This window comes from Pseudomonas sp. 10(2024) (assembly GCF_045164175.1).
GTDB classification, from domain to species: Bacteria; Pseudomonadota; Gammaproteobacteria; order Pseudomonadales; family Pseudomonadaceae; genus Aquipseudomonas; species Aquipseudomonas alloputida.
This window is the reverse complement of the sequence record NZ_CP174006.1, coordinates 3544095-3564510: the sequence shown is the minus strand read 5'-3', so window position 1 is coordinate 3564510 and position 20416 is coordinate 3544095. Positions and strand designations below refer to the sequence as shown.

The following is a 20416-nucleotide window of genomic DNA, read 5'->3' as shown; positions in this document are numbered from 1 at the left end:
GCAGTGTCGGCCTTTCATCGCTGCCTCCAGATGATCAGCCCGAGGAAGATCAGCCCGCCCAGGCCGCCTGCAGTCAGGCCGATGGGCACTTCGAACGGGTAGATCAGCAACCGCCCGAGCAGGTCGCAGACCAGCAGCAAGGCCGCACCGCCCAGCGCCACCAGTGGCAGGGTGCGGCGCAGGTTGTCGCCATGGCGCAGGGCGACCAGGTTGGGCACCACCAGGCCGACGAAGGGGATGGCGCCGATGATGATCACGCTAGCCGACACCGTCACTGCTACCAGCAGCAGGCCCACCGTCACGTTGGTGGTGTAGTTCAGGCCCAGGCTGGTGGCCATGCCTTCGCCCATGCCCAGCACGGTGAAGCGCTGTGCGTACAGGTAGGTGAGCAACACGATCGGTACAATCAGGTAGAGAATTTCGTAGCGGCCCTGCACCACCTTGGAAAAATCACCCAGTAACCAGCCCTGCATGCTTTGCAGCAGGTTGAAGCGGTAGGCGTAGAACTCGGCCAGCGCACTCAGCACGCCGCCGTACATCAGGCCGATGACCGGCACAAGCACCGCGTTGCGGGCGCGTATGCGGCGGATGAGGGCGACAAACAGCAGGCTGGCGGCAAAGCACACGGCCAGTGCGAACAGCATGCGCAGCAGTGCCCCGGCCGCGGGCGCCAGGCCCAGCGACAGCAGGATGCCCAGGCGCGCGGCATCGAGCCCGCCGGTGGTGCCGGGTTCAACGAAACGGTTGCGCACGATCTGCTGCAGGATCACACCGCATACCGCCAGCCCGACACCCACCAGTATCAATGCGGCCAGCCGTGGCAGGCGGCTTGCGGTCAGGGTCAGCCAGGCGTCGCCTTGCAGGGTAAGCAGCTGAGACCAGGCCAGCTCACGAACGCCGACAGCCAGTGAGGCCGCGCACAACACCAGGAACAGGATGAGGCATGCAACACGCATCAGTCGTGTTCCACCCTCGGTGCCCCGATGCGCCAGCCGTTGGCGGCGTGGCGCTGTTCGAGCATGCGTGCATAGTGCCCGCCATTGGCGCGCAGTGTGGCCGGTGTGCCTTGCTCGACAACCTGCCCGGCGTCCAGCACCACGATATGGTCGGCCATGGCCACGGTGCTGAGCTGGTGTGCGATGACCACCAAGGTGCAACGCCCATGCAGGCTGTGCAGCGTCTGGGCAATCACGGCCTGGTTCTCGGCATCAAGGGCGGCGGTGGCTTCGTCCACCAGCAGTACTGGTGCTTGCCTGATCAGCGCACGGGCAATGGTCACACGCTGGCGTTCGCCACCGGAAAGCTGCGCACCACCTTCGCCCACGGACGTATCGAGGCCCCCGCGCAGCCGTTCGAGGGTGTGTCCCAAGCCGGCCATGTGCGCCGCTTGCAGTACCTCGGCGTCGCTGGCATCGGGTTTGCCGATACGGATGTTGTCGGCGATGCTGCCCTGGAACAGCCAGGTGTCCTGCAGTACTTGGCTGACTGTGTCGGTCAGGCTGGCGCGGGCCATTTGCCGCACGTCGACGCCGCCAATGCGCACACTGCCTTCGGTGGTATCGAAGAACCGTGCAATCAGGCGCATCAGTGATGTCTTGCCTGAGCCCGAGGCGCCGATGACGGCGGTCATGCTGCCTGCCGGGATGTGCAGGTTCACGTTTTGCAGCACGTCGGGCCCGGTGGGGTTGTAGCGCAAGCTCACCCCTTGCAGGTTGATTGCGCCGCCCACCGGCCGGTGGGGCGAGGCGGGTTCTGGCAACGGCTTGGCTGCCAGGATCCGTTCGATTTCCTGCAGCTGGCCATGGGCCCCGCGCAGGATCTCGACATGGCTGGCCACGTCCTGCAGCGGGTCGATGAAGCGGCACACCAGCACCAGTGCCACGATCACCGCAACTGCGTCCTGCGCTTGGCCACCCGCCTGATCGCCGAACCACAGGCCGGCGGCCACCAACAGCGCGGCAAATGTTGCCTGCACGGCCCAACTGTTGAGCAGTGCTGACAGCGAAGCACGAATGATCAGGCCCATGCCGCTGCTGCGCTGGCGCTCCAGGCTTTGCGCCAGCAACCGTGTGCCCCCACCCTCCCCATTGAAGGCCCGCAGCACCGACTGTGCCTGGGCGAACTCCACCATACGCTGGCTGGCGGCGGCGAAGTGCTGGTGAAAGGCGTGATCGGCCCTGCGCCCCAGGCGTGCGCTGAACAGCAGCACTGCAGCCAGCGCCGGCAGCGCTAGCAGGGCGACAAGCCCCAGCGGCGGGTGCAGGATGAACAGCGCTACCAACAGCACCAGCGGCGTGACGCTGCCACTGATCAAGGGCGTGAGCACATGGGCCGGCAGTTGGGCCACAGCCATCGTGCCCTGGGTGATCACATGCCCGAGCCGCGCGGTGTTGTCAGGGGTGAACCAACCCAGTGGCAGCTGTGCTACCTGGGCGCCAATGTGCTGGCGGCCGCCTTGCAGCACCGCTACCGCCAAGCTTATGCCGGCCTTTTCCACCTGGCGTCGCCAGGCCCAGCACAGCGTCATGCCGGCGGCCAGCACGACCAACCAGGCACTGGCAGCGTGTATTTCGCTGTTCAGCAGGTGCAGCATGAGCGGCGCCAGGGTACTGATGGTCAGGCCACTGAATACCCCGTACAGCACGGTCATCAGCAGGTAACGGCGCCAGGCCGGGGCGCATTCGCCCAGCAGTCGAACGAAGGTTTTCAGCATGCTGGCAGCGCCTTTTTCACGGTGTCCTGATAACCACCCTGCGCCCACAGCCGTGCATAAAGGCCTTGGCGGGTGAGCAATTCGCTGTGGCGCCCTTGTTCACACAGGGCGCCTTGGTCCAGCACCAGGATCTGGTCGGCATGCATCACCGTGTCCAGCCGGTGGGCGATGACCAGTAGGGTGCGACCCCGGGCGAAACGCGACAAGGCATCCTGGATCGCCGCCTCGCTCTCGGCGTCGGCGGCTGCGGTGGCCTCGTCCAGTACCAGCACGGGCGGGTCGAGCAGCACGGCGCGAGCAATGCTCAGGCGCTGCTGTTCGCCCCCGGACAATTGCGCGTCTTCGCCCACCACTGAGTCATAGCCACGCGGCAGTTGCAGGATGCGTGTGTGAATGTTGGCCAGGCGCGCAGCCGCTTCGACTTGTTCGCGGGTTGCAGCCGGTTTGCCCAGGGCGATGTTGTCGGCCACGCTTGCATGGATCAGCCGCACCTCCTGCAGCACGAAACCTATGCGTCGGTACAGTTCGCGGCTCTCGATCTGCCGCAGGTCGACGCCACCCAGGGTGATGCGCCCGGCGTCTGGGTCGAAAAACCGTAGCAGCAGGCGCGCCAGGGTCGACTTGCCGGCACCAGAGGGGCCGACGATGGCGGTCGTGGTGCCGGGGGCCAAGGTGAAGCTGACGTCATCGAGCACGTTGTTGCCGGGGGCGTAGGCATGGCTCAGTTGCTCCACGCGCAGTTCGCTGCCGTTGGGCAGGCTGCCAACCGCAGGGGCCGGCAGCACCGGGGTGTCCAGCAGGGCCTGCACCCGCTGGGCCGCCCCTACCGCGTTGTTGAGGTCGTGGGTGATGTAGTGCAACAACTGTAGCGGCGCGCACAACCCAGGTGTGACCAAGGCAAAGGGCAGTATCTGTAGCGGCTCTATCCAGCCCAGGGCCACGAACGCCATGCCTGCCAGAAGCACCACACCCACTACGGTCACCGGCGCGATCAAGGCATTGGCCCGTGCCATCGCCGCAACCAGTGGGCGGGTGAAACCGATGAAGGTGTTGGCAAAGGCATCGACCGCGGCACGGTAGCGGTCCTGCGCGTTGCCGCGCCCGCCGAATGCTTTGACCAGCGGCATGCCATTGACGAACTCGACCACCGCGTTATCGATGCGCGCCATGCCGGCAACCACATCACCCATATGCGCTGCGCTGGCCTTGATGGCACGGTGCAGAAACAGGAAGAACGCCGGGAAGGGCAGCAGCACGACCACGGCAAGGCGCCAGTCCATGGCGAACAGGTAGGCCACGGAAATCAGCACGGCGCCCACGGTGCGGCCCAGTGTGGTGAAAAAGTGCGCGGTCAGGCTGTGCAGTGTGCCGATGTCGTCCTGCATGGCCCGTTTCACTTCGCTTGATGCCCGCTCGCTGAACCAGCCGAGCGGCACTTGCATCAGGCGCTGGCCGATCGCCACGCGCAGGTGATGGGTGATGTGGTTGTCGGCCTGGTGCGCCAGCATTTCGGCTGCGGTGATCAGGGTCATGCCAGTGAACAGGCTGGCGATGCTGGCTGCGATGGCCCGGCCAATGGCGCCCGATGTGGCGGTTTCGCTCAACGCCAGGTGTGCGATGTGCGCAATGCCTGCCAGCGGTACCAAAGCCAGCATCGAGCCCGCAGCAGCCAGCACCGCCGACAGCGCCAGCCGCCCGCGAATGGGGGAAAGCACACGGCTGAGCGGGCTGCGGGCTTTGTTTGTTGAAGGGGCGGCATCGTCAAGGGGCGTTGATGAATCGGACATGAAGCGGGCCTGGAAAGCTGCAAATTAATTAGTTGCATGACTATAAACTAATTTGCGAAAACCCGACAAGGCAGCTACAAGACTGTCTTCACAAAGCCTGGAGGAACCGATGCAACCACCACAACGCACCCCCGGACGCGGTCGCCCTCGCACCATCACCCGTGAACGGATTGCCGACGTGAGCATCGCCATCGGCTTGCCCAACCTCACGTTCGTTGGCGTGGCCGCTGCGTTGGGCGTAAGCCACATGGCGCTGTACAAGCATGTGCCGAACATCGAAGCACTCAAGTGCCTGGTGGCCGAGGAGATCTTTCAGCGCTGGCAGATCCCTAGGGCAGACGGGAATTGTGTAGAAGGGTTGCAGTCCTACCTGACGCGCTTTGCCACGTCGGTACAGGCATTCGTCAAGGCCCACCCGGGTCTGACGCCCTATGTGATCCGCAGGCTGGCAGCGACAGAAGCGATGATCGACAAGATCAATGACCACCAGGCGCACATCGCCCAGGCCTACGGCCTGAGCCTGGAACAGGCGCGCTGGTTGTTGTCGACGGTGGCGTTCCATGGCTTTGCCGTGGCCGATACGGTGTACACGGTGTCGGGGCGCGAGCCGCTGCTGGAGGCCGACCGGGCTGGCGAAGAATCGGAGATGGAAGTGGAGTTGCTTGAGGGCATGCAGGCGCTGATTGTCGGGGCGTTGGTCATGCTGGAGCAGCGGGGTTGAGCCTCATGTAACGGCTGTGCGCCTTTTACTGCCCAGGTTAACTTTTTTGCCATCCCGGCAGAAAGCCCACGTACGCTCTACACTGCTGCCAAGATGGACCAGGGCAGCTTGCCAACATTTGGCCCGTCACGCTGCCTGCGAATGGCCCTGGCCTGCATGATCGTTCTGGCTGCTCCTTCAAACTGCCACACATGGAGTACCTGGAATGGGCTGCGTGTCGAATGGCCGTGTTGCCGGTAAAGCCGGGCGTGGCATCTCGCTGCAATGGCTGGTGGCGCTGGCCGTCGTGCTGGGCATGCTGCTGCTCGGCGCCGCCCTGGCCTGGCAGGGTTACCGCGGAATTCGCCAAACCCTCGTGGCCGCCGCTGGCGATGCCGCCCAGCAAGTTGCCAAGACGATCGACGAGCGCGCCAGGCGCCTGATCGAGCCGGCGCAAAGCAGCATTCGCCTGCTGGCTCACAACACGACGGTGCACACCCAGGCACAGCGTCTGGATCGGCTGCCACAGCTGGTGGAAATGCTGGACGCCAACCGCATGCTCAGCGCCGCCTATCTGGGTTACCCCAGCGGCGAGTTCCTGTTGGTGCGGCGCCTGCGTGACCCACAGCTGATGCAGCGTTTCGCCGCTCCACCGGGCACGGCTTTTCTGGTGCAGAGCGTCAGCCATGGCGACGGCGCCAAGGTGCAGGGCGAGTGGCGCTTTTATGATCGGGCGCTGAACTTGTTGCAGGCCCAGGCCAAACCTGACTATCGCTACGATCCACGCCTGCGCCCCTGGTTCGCTGAAGCCACGGTACAACCCTCTACTGTGCTGACGCGCCCCTATGTGTTCTTCACCACCCGCGAGGTCGGCTTGACCATGGCCCAACGTAGCGTCGACGGTGGGGCCGTGATTGGCCTGGACGTTTCGGTCAACGACCTGGCCAGCGAGACTCAGGACCTGCGCATGACCCCGGGTACCGAGATCGTGGTGGTCGATGACCAGGGCAACGTTGTGGCCTATCCGGACCCGCAGCGGGCAATCGTGCACGAAGGGCAAGGCGTGCGCCTGTCGCGGGTCGCTGAGCTGGGCGCTCCCAGCCTGGCGCAGCTATACGCTGACCTGCCGAAGGGCAACCAGCCTCAGCCTTATCAGGTGGACGGCCAGACCTGGTATGGCATTCGTGTGCAGCTGACCACCCTGGCCGGGCACGACTTGCACGTGCTGATTGCCGTACCAGGCCACGAGCTGCTGGTGGGGGCACGCAAAGTCTTGTTCGAGCAGTTGCTCTGGACCGTGGCACTGATGGCCGTGTTGCTGGTGCTCGGCGGTGTGCTCGGCCGGCGCATTGGTCGCCCGCTGCGGCTGTTGCGCGAGCAGGTTCAAGGTTTGGCCAGTTTTGATTTCAGCCGTGAAGTGGGCGTGCACTCGCGGGTTTCCGAGGTGCGCGAGTTGAGCCGCGTGCTGAGCCGCATGTCCGGTACTATTCGCCACTTTCAGGCGATTACCCTTGCGCTCAGCCGCGAGCGAGACCTGGAGCGCATGCTCGATGGCGTGCTGAGCCATCTGGTAGAAGCTGCCGGGGGCGACGCCGGCGGGGTTTACCTGTACGACGCTGAACAGGCTTTGCTGCGCCTGGCCGCCTCGTGCCGCGGTGAACACTACCCAAGCGAGCTGGCAGTGGATGAAGGCGCCCGGCAGCACTTGGCTGCAACAGTGACCCAGGCCCTCGGCCTGCACGAGCGCAGCCTGGCCGTGGTGCTTAATGACCGTAGCCGGGCACTGTTGGGCATCCTGGTCCTGCAAATGGGCGAAGAGCAGGCGCAGGAGCGGGTGGGCGAGGCATTCCGGCGCTTTGTCGAGGAATTGTCCGGAGTAGCTGCGGTGGCTATCGAAACCCGCCAGTTGGTGGAAGCCCAGCAACGCCTGCTGGACGCCATGATCAAGCTGCTGGCAGACGCCATCGATGCCAAGAGCCCCTACACCGGTGGCCACTGCGAGCGGGTGCCTCAGCTGGCGCAGATGCTGCTGGATCAGGCAGTGGCAGCCGACAGCGGTCCGTTCGCCAGCTTCAGCATGACCGAGGCAGAGCGGTACGAGTTCCGTGTGGCAGCGTGGCTGCACGATTGTGGCAAGGTCACCAGCCCCGAGTACGTGGTGGACAAGGCGACCAAGCTGGAGACCCTGTACAACCGTATCCACGAAGTACGCATGCGTTTCGAAGTGCTGTGGCGCGATGCGGAGCTGGCTTATTGGCAAGGCCTGGCCAGCGGCGTCGACCAGCAGGTACTGAAAGCCGCACTGAGCCGAAGCCAGGCCGAGCTGCAGGACGACTTCGCTTTCGTCGCCCAGGCCAACATCGGCGGCGAGTTCATGCAGGACACCGATATCCAGCGCTTGCAGGTGATCGGCAAGCGACGCTGGCTGCGCCATTTCGATAACCGCCTGGGCATCTCCCGTGATGAGGCGGAACGCCTTGTTGGCGTGCCGCAGCCTGAACTACCGACAGAGGAGCCATTGCTGGCCGACCGCCCCGAGCACTGCGTGCCCTGGGGTACCCGCACGCCGCCGGTGGTGAAGGGCGACCCGCGTAATATCTGGGGGTTCGACATGCACCTGCCAGGCCACGCCAGCAACTACGGCGAGCTGTACAACCTGTCGATCCGCCGTGGCACGCTGACTGACGAAGAACGCTTCAAGATCAACGAACACATCGTGCAGACCATCATCATGCTCAGTTCACTGCCGCTCCCGCGCCACCTCAAGCGGGTGCCCGACATCGCCGGCAACCACCACGAAAAGATGAACGGCAGCGGCTATCCGCGCCGGTTGGACGGGCAGGACCTGGGCATTGCCGAGCGAGTGATGGCGATTGCCGACATCTTCGAAGCACTGACGGCAGCAGACCGGCCATACAAACCCCCGAAAACGCTGTCCGAATCGGTGAAGATCCTGGTGTCCATGGCCCGCGAGGGGCACGTCGACGGGCAACTGCTACAGCTGTTCCTCAGCAGCGGGGTATACCGCCAATATGCCGAGCGCTTCCTGCGCACCGAGCAGATCGACGAGGTGGATGTGGCCTACTGGCTGGCGCAAATTCAGGAGCGCAGCGCAGCGAGACCTGTGAGCTGAGAGGCGACAGCGCTGAACAATCAGACCGCGTGGCGCCCGATTCAAGCGCCACGGCCTTTCCCGGTGTCCCCCAGCAGAGCGCCGACCACCCGGGTATTGTGGGTCAGCTCACTCGTACCCCTGCACCCCGGCAATGTGCCGCCCGGCGACATAGCCAAAGGTCAGCGCCGGCCCCAGGTTGATACCGCCCGACGGGTACCAGCCACCAAACACGCTGGCCATGTCGGTACCTGCTGCGTACAGGCCTGCAATCGGTTGCCCGGCCTCATCCAGTACGCGGGCATTGCCGTCGGTGCGCAACCCGGCAAAGGTGCCAAAACAGCCGGGCTTTACTTTCACCGCATAGAACGGCCCGTGCTCGATGGGCGCCACGCAAGGGTTAGGGCCCTTGTGCTGAGGGTCACCCTGCTTGCGGTTGAACGGCGTGGAACCACGGCCAAACGCCGGGTCCTGGCCGTTACGGGCATGGCTATTGAAGTCAGTGACCGTGGCCCGCAGCCCGGACGGGTCAATGCCGCAGGCCTGGGCGAGTTGCTCGAGCGTGGCGCCGCGCTTCAGGTAGCCGTTGCGCACATGCGGCCCTACCGGCAGCGGTGCCGGGCGGGCATGCCCCAGGCCATAGCGGCGCAAGAAGCTATGATCGCAAACCAGCCACGAGCACACCTCCTGACCCTGCGGCACTGCAGCGACCATGGCCGACACATAGTCGTAATAGCCATGCGCTTCGTTGACGAAACGCTTGCCGTTGGCCAGCACGCCGATAACGCCCGGTTTGCCACGCTCGATAATGTGCGGGAAGTGGCCGATGCTGCCGTCGCGATACGGCACCTGTGAAACCGGTGCCCAAGCCACTGGCGACCTCAGGTCGGTAGCAACCACACCGCCGGCGGATTCGCCCAGCCGCAGGCCATCGCCAGAACACCCCTTGGGCGGCAGCGCCAGGTTGTCGTGGCCGCTGGCATCGCGCGGGAACAGTTGCTGGCGCCGGGCGTTGTCATTGGGGAAACCACCTGCCGCCAGCACCACGGCCTTGGCGCGGATCAGTTGCTCGCCTTGTGGCGTCGCGACCCACGCCCCGCGCACCTGGCCATCCTCGATCAGCAGGCGTTTGGCCGGCGCCGACGCTTGCAGGTGCACACCCAGGTCCTGTGCCGATTTAGCCAGGCGCGCCACCAGTGCCACACCGTTGACCAGGTGCATGGCCCGACCATGGCGGGCCAGGTGGTACAGGTGGCGGCCAAAGCGCTTGCACACGTGCAGCAGGGCTTTGGGCGAGCGGGTCATGTTGAGGAAGGCGGCAAGGTCGGCACCGGCCATGATCGGCATGCCCATGAACGAGGTTTCGCGCATGGTCTTGCGCAAGCGTGGCAGCAGGGCGCCAACCTCGCGGGCATCGTAGGGCGCGGCGATCACCTGGTGGCCGCCAAGGGCTGCCCCTGGCGTATCGCCATGCATGTCCGGGATGCCGTTGCCGTCGGCAAACTGCAACGCCGTGTACTTCTCGAAAAACGCCACCATGTGCGGGCACGCCTCAAGGAAGGCATCGACGCGCTCGGCATTGTAGTTTGCCCCCAGCTCATGGCGCAGATAAGTCCGCGGCTGTTCGATGTCTTCCTCGATGCCGGCCCTGCGCGCCAGCGGGTTGCGTGGCACCCAGGCCCAGCCGCCGGACCAGGCGGTGGCACCACCAAACACCGGTTCTTTCTCCGCCACGATCACCTTCTGCCCATGCCAGGCAGCCGTGACGGCCGCCGCCAGCCCGGCGGCGCCAGAACCTATGACCAGTACATCGCATTCGGTTTCGAGAGGAGCGGAAGGCATTGCGGGTTTCCTGTGTTTTTATTGGAACTAAGTTCCATATTCTTATCAGCAGGTAGGGGGCTGCAAGGGCGGAATGGCCAAGTCCGGCAAGAACTGGGCGATCATCGGACATTCGAGTTGGCCCGAGCTGCGCTGGGTAGCGACGATGTGGAATCATCTTCTAGAATCCGCAAAAAAATCAGGGACCTGTGACATGGCTGGTAGTCAGATCGAACGCGCCTTCAGTCTTGTAGAAAGCCTTACCGGTGAACCCCAAGGGCTGCCGTTACAAACCCTGGCCGAGCGCCTGGACATTCCCAAAAGCGCTGCCCACCGCATGCTCACTGAGCTGGTGCGGCTGGGCTACGTGCGCCAGAACCGGGAAAGCAGCCGCTATCAGCTGTCGGCCAAGCTGGTAGCGCTGGGCTTTCGTTATCTCGCCAGCAGCGGTGCCGACATCATCCAGCCGATTCTGGACCGCCTGGCCCAGGACAGCGGCGAACTGGTGCGCCTTGGGGTGATCGACGGTGCCCGGCAAACCTGGATCGCCAAGTCCCAGGGGGCCCGCTCCGGGCTGCGCTATGACCCGGATATGGGGCGCGACGCGCCGCTGTTCTATACCGCCTCCGGGCATGCCTGGCTGGCCAGCCTGGACGATGAGCAGGCGCTGCAGATGGTGTTGCGCCAAGGTATTGCCGACCCCGACCAGTTCGGCCCGAACGCGCCACGCTCCACCGACGAGCTGCTCGCCTACCTGCACCGCGCGCGCGAGCGCGGTTATGCCTGGGTCGAGGAAACCTCCGCCATCGGCACCTCAGCCCTGGCCGCAGTGGTGCGCCGCCCTCAAAGTGACGAGGTGATCGGCGTGCTGAGCATCGCCGGTCCCAGCGCGCGGCTGGCACAGAGCCGCCTTACAGCGCTGGCACCGCTATTGCTGGCGGCGGCAGAAGAGCTGTCGGCGGCCAGTCCCGCCAGCGAGCTGTTTGCCTGAGGGGATATTCCGGTCGATTACCGCACAATCTGTTGCGCCTGTTCTTCTGAAAAGCTGAACTTGGTTCTAAATTGTCGAGTGTGAATTGTGGAACCAGGTTTCAGAATTTCATGACAACAATGACAAGAGGACAGGCTGTTGAACGCACCCCTTCGTATTGCCTTGATTGGCGCCGGCATCATGGGCCGGCAGCATTACCAGCACTTGCGCAATGTACCGCAAGCCCAACTGTGTGCCGTGGCCGACCCCGGCCCGCAGGCCGAGGCCTTCGCTGCCGAGTGCGGTGTGCCCTGCTTTGCCGACCACCGGCAAATGCTGGGGCAGGTGCGCCCCGAGGCAGTGATCGTCGCCAACCCCAACAACCTGCATGTCGCCACCGCCCTGGATTGTGTCGAGGCCGGGGTGCCGGTGCTGCTGGAAAAACCGGTGGGCGTGAACCTGGATGAAGTGCGTGCACTGGTGGAAGCCTCACGCCGCCGATGTGTGCCGGTGCTTGTAGGGCACCATCGCCGACACAATCCGCTGATCGCCAAGGCGCACCAGGTGATCAACGAAGGCAAGCTTGGCCGTCTGATCAACGTCACCGCGCTGTGGCAACTGCAAAAGCCCGACAGCTATTTCGAAACGCCCTGGCGCCGCGAGCCAGGGGCCGGTTTCTTGCTGACCAACCTGATCCACGACCTTGACCTGTTGCGTTACCTGTGCGGCGAGGTGGTGCAGGTGCAGGCCTTCACCCGCAACGATGTCCGCGGTTTTGCCAACGAAGACAGCGCCGCGGTGCTGCTGCAGTTTGCCAACGGTGCCCTGGGCAGCCTGACCGGGTCCGACGCGGTGGCTGCACCGTGGAGCTGGGAGCTGGACGCTGGCGAAAGCCCCGTGTACCCGCGCCAGGATGGCCAGCCGTGCTATCTGCTGGCCGGTACCCAAGGTGCACTGAGCATTCCCCAGCTCAAGCGCTGGCATTACGCCGAGGCAGGCTCGGGCTGGCATACGCCCCTGTTGCAAAGTTCGGAAAGCATCCCTGCCGGCGAGGCATTGACCCTGCAATTGCAGCATTTTGTGCGGGTTGCCCGGGGTGAACAGGCGCCGCTGATCGACGCTGCCGACGGGGGGCGCACACTGGCGCTGATCGAAGCGATAAGGCAGGCAGCCCAGAGCGGTCGGGCTTGCGCGCCCGCGCACATTGGCTGATGCAACCTTACTATTGCTGGTGATGATTAATGACTGATCGAATTTTTTCCCTCGCGGCCCTGACGGTGCTCGAGCTGTCTCCACCGGACATGGTCGAGGCCGCCGCCCGAGCGGGTTACAGCCATGTCGGCCTACGGCTGGTGCCAGCCACCGAACAGGAGCGGCATTTCCCGTTGGTTGCCGATGCCGAACTGCGCCGGCAAACCCAGGTGCGCTTGCGCGACACGGGCATCAAGGTGCTCGACTTGGAGATCCTGCGTCTTGAGCCGGCAACCTGTGTGGCCGATTTCGAAGCGATCCTGGCGGTGGGCGCCGAGTTGGGTGGCACTGAATTGCTGGTAGCGGGCAACGACCCCGACGAAGCGCGCCTGACCGAACGCTTTGCCGCATTGTGCGAGCTGGCGGCGCAATACGGCATTCACCCTCACCTGGAGTTCATGCCCTGGACCGACGTACGTGACCTGCGCCAGGCCATGCGGGTGGTGGCCAACGCCGACCGCGCCAATGGCTGCGTACTGGTGGATGCCTTCCACTTCAACCGCTCTGGCTCTTCGCTGGACGACCTGGCGCAACTGAAGCCGCAGCGCATGCGCTATGCCCAACTGTGTGACGTTGCTGGCCCGGTACCGGCCGACATGGACGAGATCCTGCGCCAGGCGCGTAACGAGCGACGCTTCCCGGGTGATGGCGATGCCGACCTGGTTGGCCTGTTACGCGCCTTGCCGCCGAGCGTGCCGCTGAGCCTGGAAATCCCCACGCGGCAATTGCTGGAGCAGGGCATCAGCGGCGAACAGCGCGCGCGCATGGCGCTGGAGAAAGCCCAGGCGGTGTTGGCCGCGGTCTGATCGAGCGAACGTGGCGCATGGCACCGGCTACGCCACGTTCGCGAGTGAACCCACACCGAACGCTGCATTGTCGTTGTCCGCTTCTCAAGAAACTCCAAGCCAAAAAAAGGGCCCGCAAGGGCCCCGTAGAGGTAAGTGGCTAGCGCTCTCAGGCGCTCTCGACCTTGCGCGGTGCCATGAAATACATCCACACCAGCGCCAGGAAGTACATGGCGGGGATCATGGTAAACAGCACGGCATAGTTGTTGTTGGTAGCGGTCAGCACGCTGCCGACAATCTGCGTCATAAACATCCCGCCAATTGCCGCACACATGCTGCCGAAGCCGAATACGGTGCTCACCAGATGCTTGGGTGTGTAGTCCATCACCAGGCTCCAGATATTCGCCGTCCACGCCTGGTGCGCGCCTACCGCGATCGAGATGGCCGCCACCGCGACCCACAGTCCACTGGCGTTGGCGGCAAAGATGACGCTGAGCATGGTGCAGGCAAAGATCAGCATGGACACCAAGCGCGCTGTCGTGGCACGCACGCCACGGCCGATCAGCCACGACGACAGGATGCCTCCCCCGATACTGCCGAAGTCTGCCGTCAGCCAGATGATGATCAGCGGGATGCCCATCTGGGTCACGTTGATGCCCAGGCTGTATTGCTGGTTCAGGAACGGCGGCAGCCAGTACAGGTAGAACCAGAACACCGGCGCGGTAATCGCATAGGCCACTGCAAAAGCCCAGGTGCCACGCAGGCGCAGGATACGGCTGAACGGAACGCGGGTCGGCTCTGGCTCATCATCCTGCTGGATGTACTGCACCTCGCTCTGACGCACGCGGGGGTGGTCTTCAGGGTTGTAGTATTTCAGCATCCAAAACACGACCCACACCAGGCCCAGGCTGCCCATGGCGATGAACGCAGCCTGCCAGCCCCACACAGCCAGGATCAGCGGCAACAGCGCGGGGGTGACCATGGCGCCAACGTTGGTGCCGGCGTTGAACAGCCCCGTTGCAATCGCCCGCTCACCCGCCGGGAACCACAGGCGCACGGTCTTGACGCAGGCCGGGTAGTTGGCGGCCTCGGTCAGGCCGAGGATGAAGCGGCAGACCATGAAACCTGCCGCCGAGGTGGCCAGGCCGTGGGCACCCGTGGCCAGGCTCCACAGCAGTACCGCGAAGAAGAACGCCCGTTTGACCCCGACCTTGTCGATCAGCCGGCCTTGCAGCAGAAAACCGATGGCGTAGCCGACCTGGAACCAGAAATTGATGTTGGCGTAGTCCATCGCCGTCCAGCTCATTTCCTTGGCCAGCACGGGCTGCATGATGCCAAGGGCGGCGCGGTCGATGTAGTTCAGGGTGGTGGCGAAGAACACCAGGGCCAGCATGCCCCAACGGGTCTTGCCGACGCCGAAGGCGCCGCGGAGCTTGTCGCCGATCGAGCCCTGGGACATCCGGGGCGCGGCGGGGGGGATCTTGGAGTGGTTCATAGACTGCTCGTTTCTTGAAATTGTATTCAGCTGCGGTGCTACGGGTGCGTGACCGTTTCCCAGGCAGGGGGGCACGCAAGGCCGGTGCATGGTGAGCAGTGAAGACGGCAGCGTCAATTCAAGAGACGGGCTACTGTTCGGTTATCGAACGGTTGCGTTGGCCGGCGGGCGCGGCAGGTATTCACCTCACTGAAGGGTAGAAGGCTTTGGCCCTGGTTGCCTGATGGGCGCAAAACCGACATCAATGATCTGCACAGCCCCCGCTCAACGCTCTACCGGCCAGATACCCGAAGGTCATCCCTGGGCCAAGGGTAATGCCGCCGCTCGGGTAGTACCCACCCATCACGCTGTGCATATCGTTACCCACTGCAAACAACCCGGGTATCGGCTGCCCTGCGTGGTCCAGTACGCGGGCCGAGGCGTCTGTGTCCAGGCCGGCGAAGGTGCCAAGGCTGCCTGGCAGCAGTTTCACCGCATGGAACGGCCCCTTCAGCAACGGCCGAAGCGACGGGTTAGGTGCCTGCTGCGGGTCGCCTTGGGCCCGGTTGTAGGCCGACGCACCACGCAGAAAGGTAGGGTCTTCACCTTGTGCCGCATGATGGTTGAAGCCCTCCACCGTGCGCTGCAACTGCTCGGCGTCGATCCCGCAGCGCTGCGCCAGTTGCGCCAGGGTAGCGCCGCTGTGCAAATAGCCACTGCGCTGATAGAAGCGGGTAGGGAAGGGAAAGGGCTTGGCCCAACCGATGCCATAGCGCCGTTGCGCAGCATGGTCGCAGATCAGCCAGGCCTCCGGCTGCTCAGCCTGCGGCGTGGCGGCGAACAGCGCGTTCATGAAGTCGTGGTAGCAATCGGCTTCGTTGACGAAGCGCCGACCATCGCGGCGCACGGCGATGAAACCGGGCTTGGCGCGGTCGAGCAGGTGTGGGAAATGGCCGAAATGGCCATTGCGGCGCGGTACCTGCGATACCGGCGCCCAGGCGCCCCCGTGGGCGCCTGCCGCAGACACCCGGCCACCCGCCTGTTCGCCCAGGCGCAAACCATCACCGCTATTCTCCCTGGGCGCAGCGGAGTAATGCTGGTCACCGTCCGGCGCGTGCGGCATCAGCTGCGAGATACGCTGGCGATCATGTGGGAAGCCACCGCAGGCCAGCACCACACCACGCCGTGCGTAGATCGCTTGGCCATCGGCAAACAGCGCGCCGTTGACCCGTTCTTCGCACAACAACAGACGGCTGGCCGCTTTCTCGGTCAGCAATGTCACGCCACGATCAAGGGCGCTGCGCAGCAGGCGCGCCACCAGCGCGTTGCCATTGACCAGATGCAAGCCGCGACGGTGCAGCAGCAAGTCTCGGCCATGGCGCAACAGGCGCTTGCCAACATGCAGCGCTGCCTTGGGCGAGCGTGTGGCGTTGAAGAAGGCAGCCATGTCGGCGCCCCCGGCAATGCCCATGCCGGCCAGGCTGACGATGTCCAGCGGTGGGCGTAACTTGTGCAGCCAAGGTCCTAGCCGTCGCCCGTCGTAAGGTAATGCACACAGCGAGCGACCGCCGCGTGCACTGCCATCGCCTTCACGCATGTCGGGCATACGGCTACCGCACTGGAACTGCACGGCTGTGTGCTGCTCGAAGAACGCCACCATTTCCGGACCATGGCGCAGGAAGGCGCGTTGACGCGGGTCCAGCTCGCGGGTGTGGGTTTGCGCACGCAGATAGCGCTCCGGGGCATCGTCGGCTTCGACGATGCCTTCGGCGATGGCCAGAGGGTTGCGCGGTATCCACAACCACCCCCCCGACCAGGCGCTGGTGCCGCCCAGCTGGCTGGCTTTTTCCGCGACGACCACTGTCAGGCCATGATGCGCGGCGGTTACGGCGGCAGCCAGGCCAGAGGCGCCGGAGCCGATGACGAGTACGTCACATTCAAGGGGGGGCATGGAAGGGGTCCGCTCGGATGTTGGAAGAAGTGGCGTGTGGCTTACTGCAGCGGCGAGAAACCGGTCGGGCGCAGCAGCCGCGATTGCAGGCGCAGTACCGCGCCCAGCTCGCGGTTGCGTCGCGAGAATTCCGCCCAGCGCGAGTCTGCCGCCATGGCTGCGCGGCGTGCCATGCGGTCGTCGAGGCTGGCATAGCCCCAGATGTGCACCACTTGGTTGACGTCGCCGAACTCGCTGGTGAAAAAGCCCACCAGGTTGCCCAGGTGTTCGCTCTGCACCTCGAGTGCTTGGCTTTGGTACAGGGCCAGCCAGTCGGCCATTTTCAATGGGTCGAGGGTGTAGGTTCTCAGTTCGTAGTACATGCCGGGTTCTCCGTAGGGGTAGCCGGCGCCTGCAGGCGCGCGGTGACGTGGTTGGCAGCAAGCCAGCCGAAGGTGAGGGCAGGGCCCAGGGTGATGCCAGGGCCGGGGTAGGTGCCCTTCATCAGTGAGTTCATGTCGTTGCCGACCGCATACAGCCCGGGAATCGGCAAACCGCTGAGGTTCAGCACGTTGGCATCGGCGTTGGTCACCAGGCCACGGGCTGAACCGAGGTCGCCGGTGTGAATGCGGATGGCGTAGAACGGCCCCTTGGTCAGGGGTGCCAAGCATGGGTTGGGCGAATGTTGCGGGTCACCCATGTAGCGGTTGTAACTGTTGCCGCCTTTGCCAAATGCGCGGTCGATGCCATTGCTGGCATCGCTGTTGAACTGTGCAAGTGTTCGCGCAAACACCTGTGGATCGACGCCGATGGCCAGGGCCAGTGCCTGCGATGTGGTGCCCCGATACAGGTAGCCTGCGTCGATCAACGCCTGGTTGTTGACGGGCTTGGGCCGCGCCAGGCCAAGCCCGTAGCGGTTCATTGCCTCGGCATCGCAGACCAGCCAGCAGCTGGCAATGCCTTTGGCGAACATGGTGTGCACGAAGTGGTGGTAGGAGTCGGACTCGTTGACGAAGCGCCGCCCGGCTTGGTCTACCGCAATCACGCCCGGCTTGGCGCGGTCGGTGACCAGGTGCGGGAAGCGCTCACGTTCACCATCGGCATGACGTAGTTCGGAAACCGGTGCCCAGAAGAAGTTGGCCGCCAGGCCCTCGCCCTCGGCTGCTGCCACGGCCTGGGCAAGGCGCAGGGCGGCTCCGTCGTTGGCCGGTGGTGACAGGGTCAGGTGCGGCGCCTTTTGAGCCGGGCGGTAGTCGGCGGCCATTGCGCCTGCTGCGAATCCGCCCATGGCGCACACCACGCCACCACGGGCCATTACCCGCTCACGTCGGCCTTCGCGCTGTATGACCACGCCCGTGATCACGCCGCGCTCGGCGATCAGCTCCACGGCTTCGCTGCGCAACCACAACTGCGTGCCGTGGGCGAAGGCGCTGGTGGCCAAGCGGGCGATCAATGCGTTGCCGGTGGTAAGCCGGGTGCCGCGTGGGTGCTGCAGGCGGTCGCGCGCGTAACGCGCCATCAGCTTCAGGCAATGCCACAGCGACCTGGGTGAGCGGCGAATGCTGAGGAAATGCTGGATATCCACCCGGTTGACCATCATGCCGCCGAACAGCAGCATGCCGGGCGGTGGCATCTGCAGGTCCTTGAAGCGTGTGCCCAGGCGCTTGCCGTCGTACTCGACCATTTCCAGCGCCCGGCCGAACTGAGTGGCGCCGGGTGCATCCGGGTAATAGTCGGGCGAGAGTGGGCGCAGGGCATAACGCAGTTCGGTGTTCTGCTCCAGCCAGCGCAGCGCCTGGTGGCCATGCTCGATGAAGGCGTCGCCCAAGGCGGGGTCGTAGCCGTCGCCGATGACCTGCTTGAGGTAGGTGCGCATTGCCTCGGGGGAGTCCTTGGCCCCGGCGTCACGGGCTTGGTCGGTGCCGTACAGCCACACCGCGCCGCCAGAAATCGCCGAGGTGCCGCCAAAGCGTTCGGCCTTTTCCACCACCAGCACCTTCAGCCCACGGCGGGCCGCGGTGGCGGCAGCGGCAAAACCACCGGCACCGCTGCCCAGCACAACCAGGTCGAAGCTGTTGTGTGTGTGCTCCAGAGTCGTCATGGCTTCAGATCTCCAACGGTGTGACGCCCATGAAGGCGCCAAGGTGGCCCAGTTGGGCGAAGGCCATTTCCGGGCCAGTCTGGATCCTGCAACCTACTTGCCGCGCGCGGTTCAGCAGCGGGGTTATCTCGGGTGAGGTGACCACGTCGGCGACCAGGGTGTCTGGCAGCAGGGTAGCCAGCAGGGCGGCGGACAACGGCAGCTCTGCGCGGGTGCCCATGCCGACTGGGGACGCGTTGGCCACCAGGTCGAAGTCTTCCAGCCCACTGAACTGTGTGCTGACCGTAAGCCCGGGGAAGGCGTTGCCGAGCAGTTCGCATACAGCACCCATGCGTGCTGTGCTGGGGTCGCTGAGGGTAATGCTGGCGGTCCCTGCCTCAGCCAGTGCATAGGCAATGGCACTGCCAACACCGCCGCAACCGATCACCAGTGCCCGTTTGCCCGCCGGCTTGAAGCCATGCTTGTGCGCAGCGCCGAGGAAGCCGGCGCCGTCCACATTGTCGCCCAGCAGGCGTCCGTCGCGCTCGCGGCGTATCACATTGACCGAACCCAGGGCAGCTGCGCGCACGCTCAGGCCGTCCACGCGGTTGGCCAGCGCCTGCTTGTAAGGCACGGTGACCACGCAACCGCGCAGGTTCTGCCAGCCACGCAGGGTATCCGCAAAGCTGTCCAGCGCCGCCTCGTGCAGGTCGATGGGCAGCATGGCGAGGTTGCAGTTGTTGTGGTTGAACCAGGTATTGAAGTTTTGCGGGGACTTCACCTGGGCGATGGGCGAACCGACGATGGCGACCAGTTCAGTGGAACCTCGAATCATGCTGACCTCCTTATTGGCGTTGTTATGGAGGCAAGGGTGAGGCAGAGGGGCGTGGGCAACAATGCGCCAAGCGGCCACTTAATGCGATAATCGCAGTCATGATCCGGTTATCGCAGTAATCGGCTGTTTTTGTGCCTCTGGTAGCGAGTCGAATGCATGAACACACCCGTCATCCATCCCCGTGACCTGATCGCGGGCTTGCAGAAAGGCCTGGCGCTGATGCAACTGTTCAGCGCCGAGCAGCCGCGTCTGAGTGTGCCGCAGGCGGCCAGGTTATCTGGCCTTACGCCCAGTGCCGCGCGCCGGTTTCTACTGACCTTGGTGCATGAGGGCTTTGCCGAAACTGACAGCCGTGAGTACTGGCTGACCCCCAAGGCCTTGCGTATCGGCCAGGCATACGTGGACTCGGCGCAACTGCCGCGCATGCTGCGGCCGATTGTTGAACAGGTGGCGCGCCAGACCCAGGAGCACGTATCGGTGGGTACCCGCGATGGCGATGAGATCATCCATCTGGTGCGTAGCCGGTATAGCCATGTGGCGTCTTTGTCGATCAGGCCGGGCTCGCGGGTACCCATGTATTGCACGGCCAGCGGGCGGGTCTGGCTGGCCTGGCTGGATGAGGGGGAGCGGGACGAATACTTTGCCCGTCACCCGCTGCGGGCGTTGACGCCCTACACACTGACAGACCGGACGCAGCTGGACGCTGAGCTACAGCGCGTGAAGGGGCAGGGGTTCTGTATCGTTGATCAGGAATATGAAATCGGTATGCGGGTGCTGGGGGTGCCATTGCTGGGGCGGGCCGGTCAGTTGAAAGCCACGCTGACCATCACTACTCATGCATCGCGGTTGAGTATTGATGAGATACGGTTGCGGTATTTACCGACCCTGTATGAGGCACAGGCGTTGCTTCGGCCAGTGCTGGATTGACGCAGACATGGCGCAGTTTGCGGGCTGGCGC

General features: G+C 64.5%; 15 protein-coding genes. 6 read left to right on the top strand and 9 right to left on the bottom strand.

The annotated features are described in order from the left end of the window. Positions 1–14 precede the first annotated feature (14 nt). The 3 genes from ACI7M0_RS16110 to ACI7M0_RS16100 are packed head-to-tail and all read right to left on the bottom strand — an operon-like array spanning position 15 to position 4500. Positions 15–956, bottom strand: a complete 942-nt coding sequence (locus ACI7M0_RS16110) for an ABC transporter permease (RefSeq protein WP_129931957.1) — start codon at positions 954–956, stop codon at positions 15–17. Then, on the bottom strand, positions 956–2713 hold the full coding sequence (locus tag ACI7M0_RS16105; RefSeq protein WP_129931958.1) for an ABC transporter ATP-binding protein: 1758 nt from the start codon (positions 2711–2713) through the stop codon (positions 956–958). The genes ACI7M0_RS16110 and ACI7M0_RS16105 overlap by 1 nt, the downstream gene beginning before the upstream one ends. Next, on the bottom strand, positions 2707–4500 hold the full coding sequence (locus ACI7M0_RS16100; protein ID WP_129931959.1) for an ABC transporter ATP-binding protein: 1794 nt from the start codon (positions 4498–4500) through the stop codon (positions 2707–2709). Before ACI7M0_RS16100 ends, ACI7M0_RS16105 begins: the two co-directional genes overlap by 7 nt. A gap of 109 nt (positions 4501–4609) precedes the next feature. Between ACI7M0_RS16100 and ACI7M0_RS16095 the strand changes: the two genes are divergently transcribed. Together ACI7M0_RS16095 and ACI7M0_RS16090 are read left to right on the top strand one after the other, a co-directional pair. Continuing rightward, positions 4610–5221, top strand: a complete 612-nt coding sequence (locus ACI7M0_RS16095) for a TetR/AcrR family transcriptional regulator (RefSeq protein WP_064491497.1) — start codon at positions 4610–4612, stop codon at positions 5219–5221. 205 nt (positions 5222–5426) lie between these two features. Then, positions 5427–8333 carry an HD domain-containing phosphohydrolase gene (locus tag ACI7M0_RS16090; protein ID WP_129931960.1) on the top strand — a complete coding sequence of 969 codons (2907 nt, stop codon included), beginning with the start codon at positions 5427–5429 and terminating at the stop codon, positions 8331–8333. Between the two features lie 108 nt (positions 8334–8441). Here ACI7M0_RS16090 and ACI7M0_RS16085 read toward each other — a convergent pair whose 3' ends face one another. Then, on the bottom strand, positions 8442–10154 hold the full coding sequence (locus ACI7M0_RS16085) for an FAD-dependent oxidoreductase (RefSeq protein ID WP_129931961.1): 1713 nt from the start codon (positions 10152–10154) through the stop codon (positions 8442–8444). Between the two features lie 193 nt (positions 10155–10347). Here ACI7M0_RS16085 and ACI7M0_RS16080 point away from each other — a divergent pair, with 193 nt between their 5' ends. From ACI7M0_RS16080 to ACI7M0_RS16070, 3 genes are all read left to right on the top strand, one after another. Further along, complete coding sequence (locus tag ACI7M0_RS16080) at positions 10348–11124, top strand: IclR family transcriptional regulator (protein WP_020190769.1); 777 nt, start codon at positions 10348–10350, stop codon at positions 11122–11124. A gap of 138 nt (positions 11125–11262) precedes the next feature. Next, entirely contained in the window at positions 11263–12315 is a 1053-nt protein-coding gene (locus ACI7M0_RS16075) for a Gfo/Idh/MocA family protein (RefSeq protein ID WP_129931962.1), read from the top strand. Positions 12316–12344: 29 nt separating this feature from the next. After that, entirely contained in the window at positions 12345–13160 is an 816-nt protein-coding gene (locus ACI7M0_RS16070) for a sugar phosphate isomerase/epimerase (protein ID WP_129931963.1), read from the top strand. Positions 13161–13308: 148 nt separating this feature from the next. On the opposite strand, the gene ACI7M0_RS16065 is transcribed toward ACI7M0_RS16070, so the two are convergent. The 5 genes from ACI7M0_RS16065 to ACI7M0_RS16045 form a co-directional block, all read right to left on the bottom strand. Beyond that, on the bottom strand, positions 13309–14634 hold the full coding sequence (locus tag ACI7M0_RS16065) for an MFS transporter (RefSeq protein ID WP_129931964.1): 1326 nt from the start codon (positions 14632–14634) through the stop codon (positions 13309–13311). 241 nt (positions 14635–14875) lie between these two features. Continuing rightward, a complete protein-coding gene (locus ACI7M0_RS16060; RefSeq protein WP_129931965.1) occupies positions 14876–16564 on the bottom strand; it encodes an FAD-dependent oxidoreductase in 1689 nt (562 codons plus the stop codon). 41 nt (positions 16565–16605) lie between these two features. Then, on the bottom strand, positions 16606–16926 hold the full coding sequence (locus ACI7M0_RS16055) for an NIPSNAP family protein (protein ID WP_129931966.1): 321 nt from the start codon (positions 16924–16926) through the stop codon (positions 16606–16608). Continuing rightward, positions 16911–18644, bottom strand: a complete 1734-nt coding sequence (locus tag ACI7M0_RS16050; RefSeq protein ID WP_129931967.1) for an FAD-dependent oxidoreductase — start codon at positions 18642–18644, stop codon at positions 16911–16913. The genes ACI7M0_RS16055 and ACI7M0_RS16050 overlap by 16 nt, the downstream gene beginning before the upstream one ends. 4 nt (positions 18645–18648) lie before the next feature. Further along, the gene (locus ACI7M0_RS16045) at positions 18649–19458 is read right to left on the bottom strand and encodes a shikimate dehydrogenase (RefSeq protein WP_129931968.1); all 810 of its coding nucleotides are present in this window, start codon (positions 19456–19458) and stop codon (positions 18649–18651) included. A gap of 156 nt (positions 19459–19614) precedes the next feature. On the opposite strand from ACI7M0_RS16045, the gene ACI7M0_RS16040 reads away from it, so the two are divergent. After that, positions 19615–20385 carry an IclR family transcriptional regulator gene (locus ACI7M0_RS16040; RefSeq protein WP_129931969.1) on the top strand — a complete coding sequence of 257 codons (771 nt, stop codon included), beginning with the start codon at positions 19615–19617 and terminating at the stop codon, positions 20383–20385. Positions 20386–20416 lie beyond the last annotated feature (31 nt).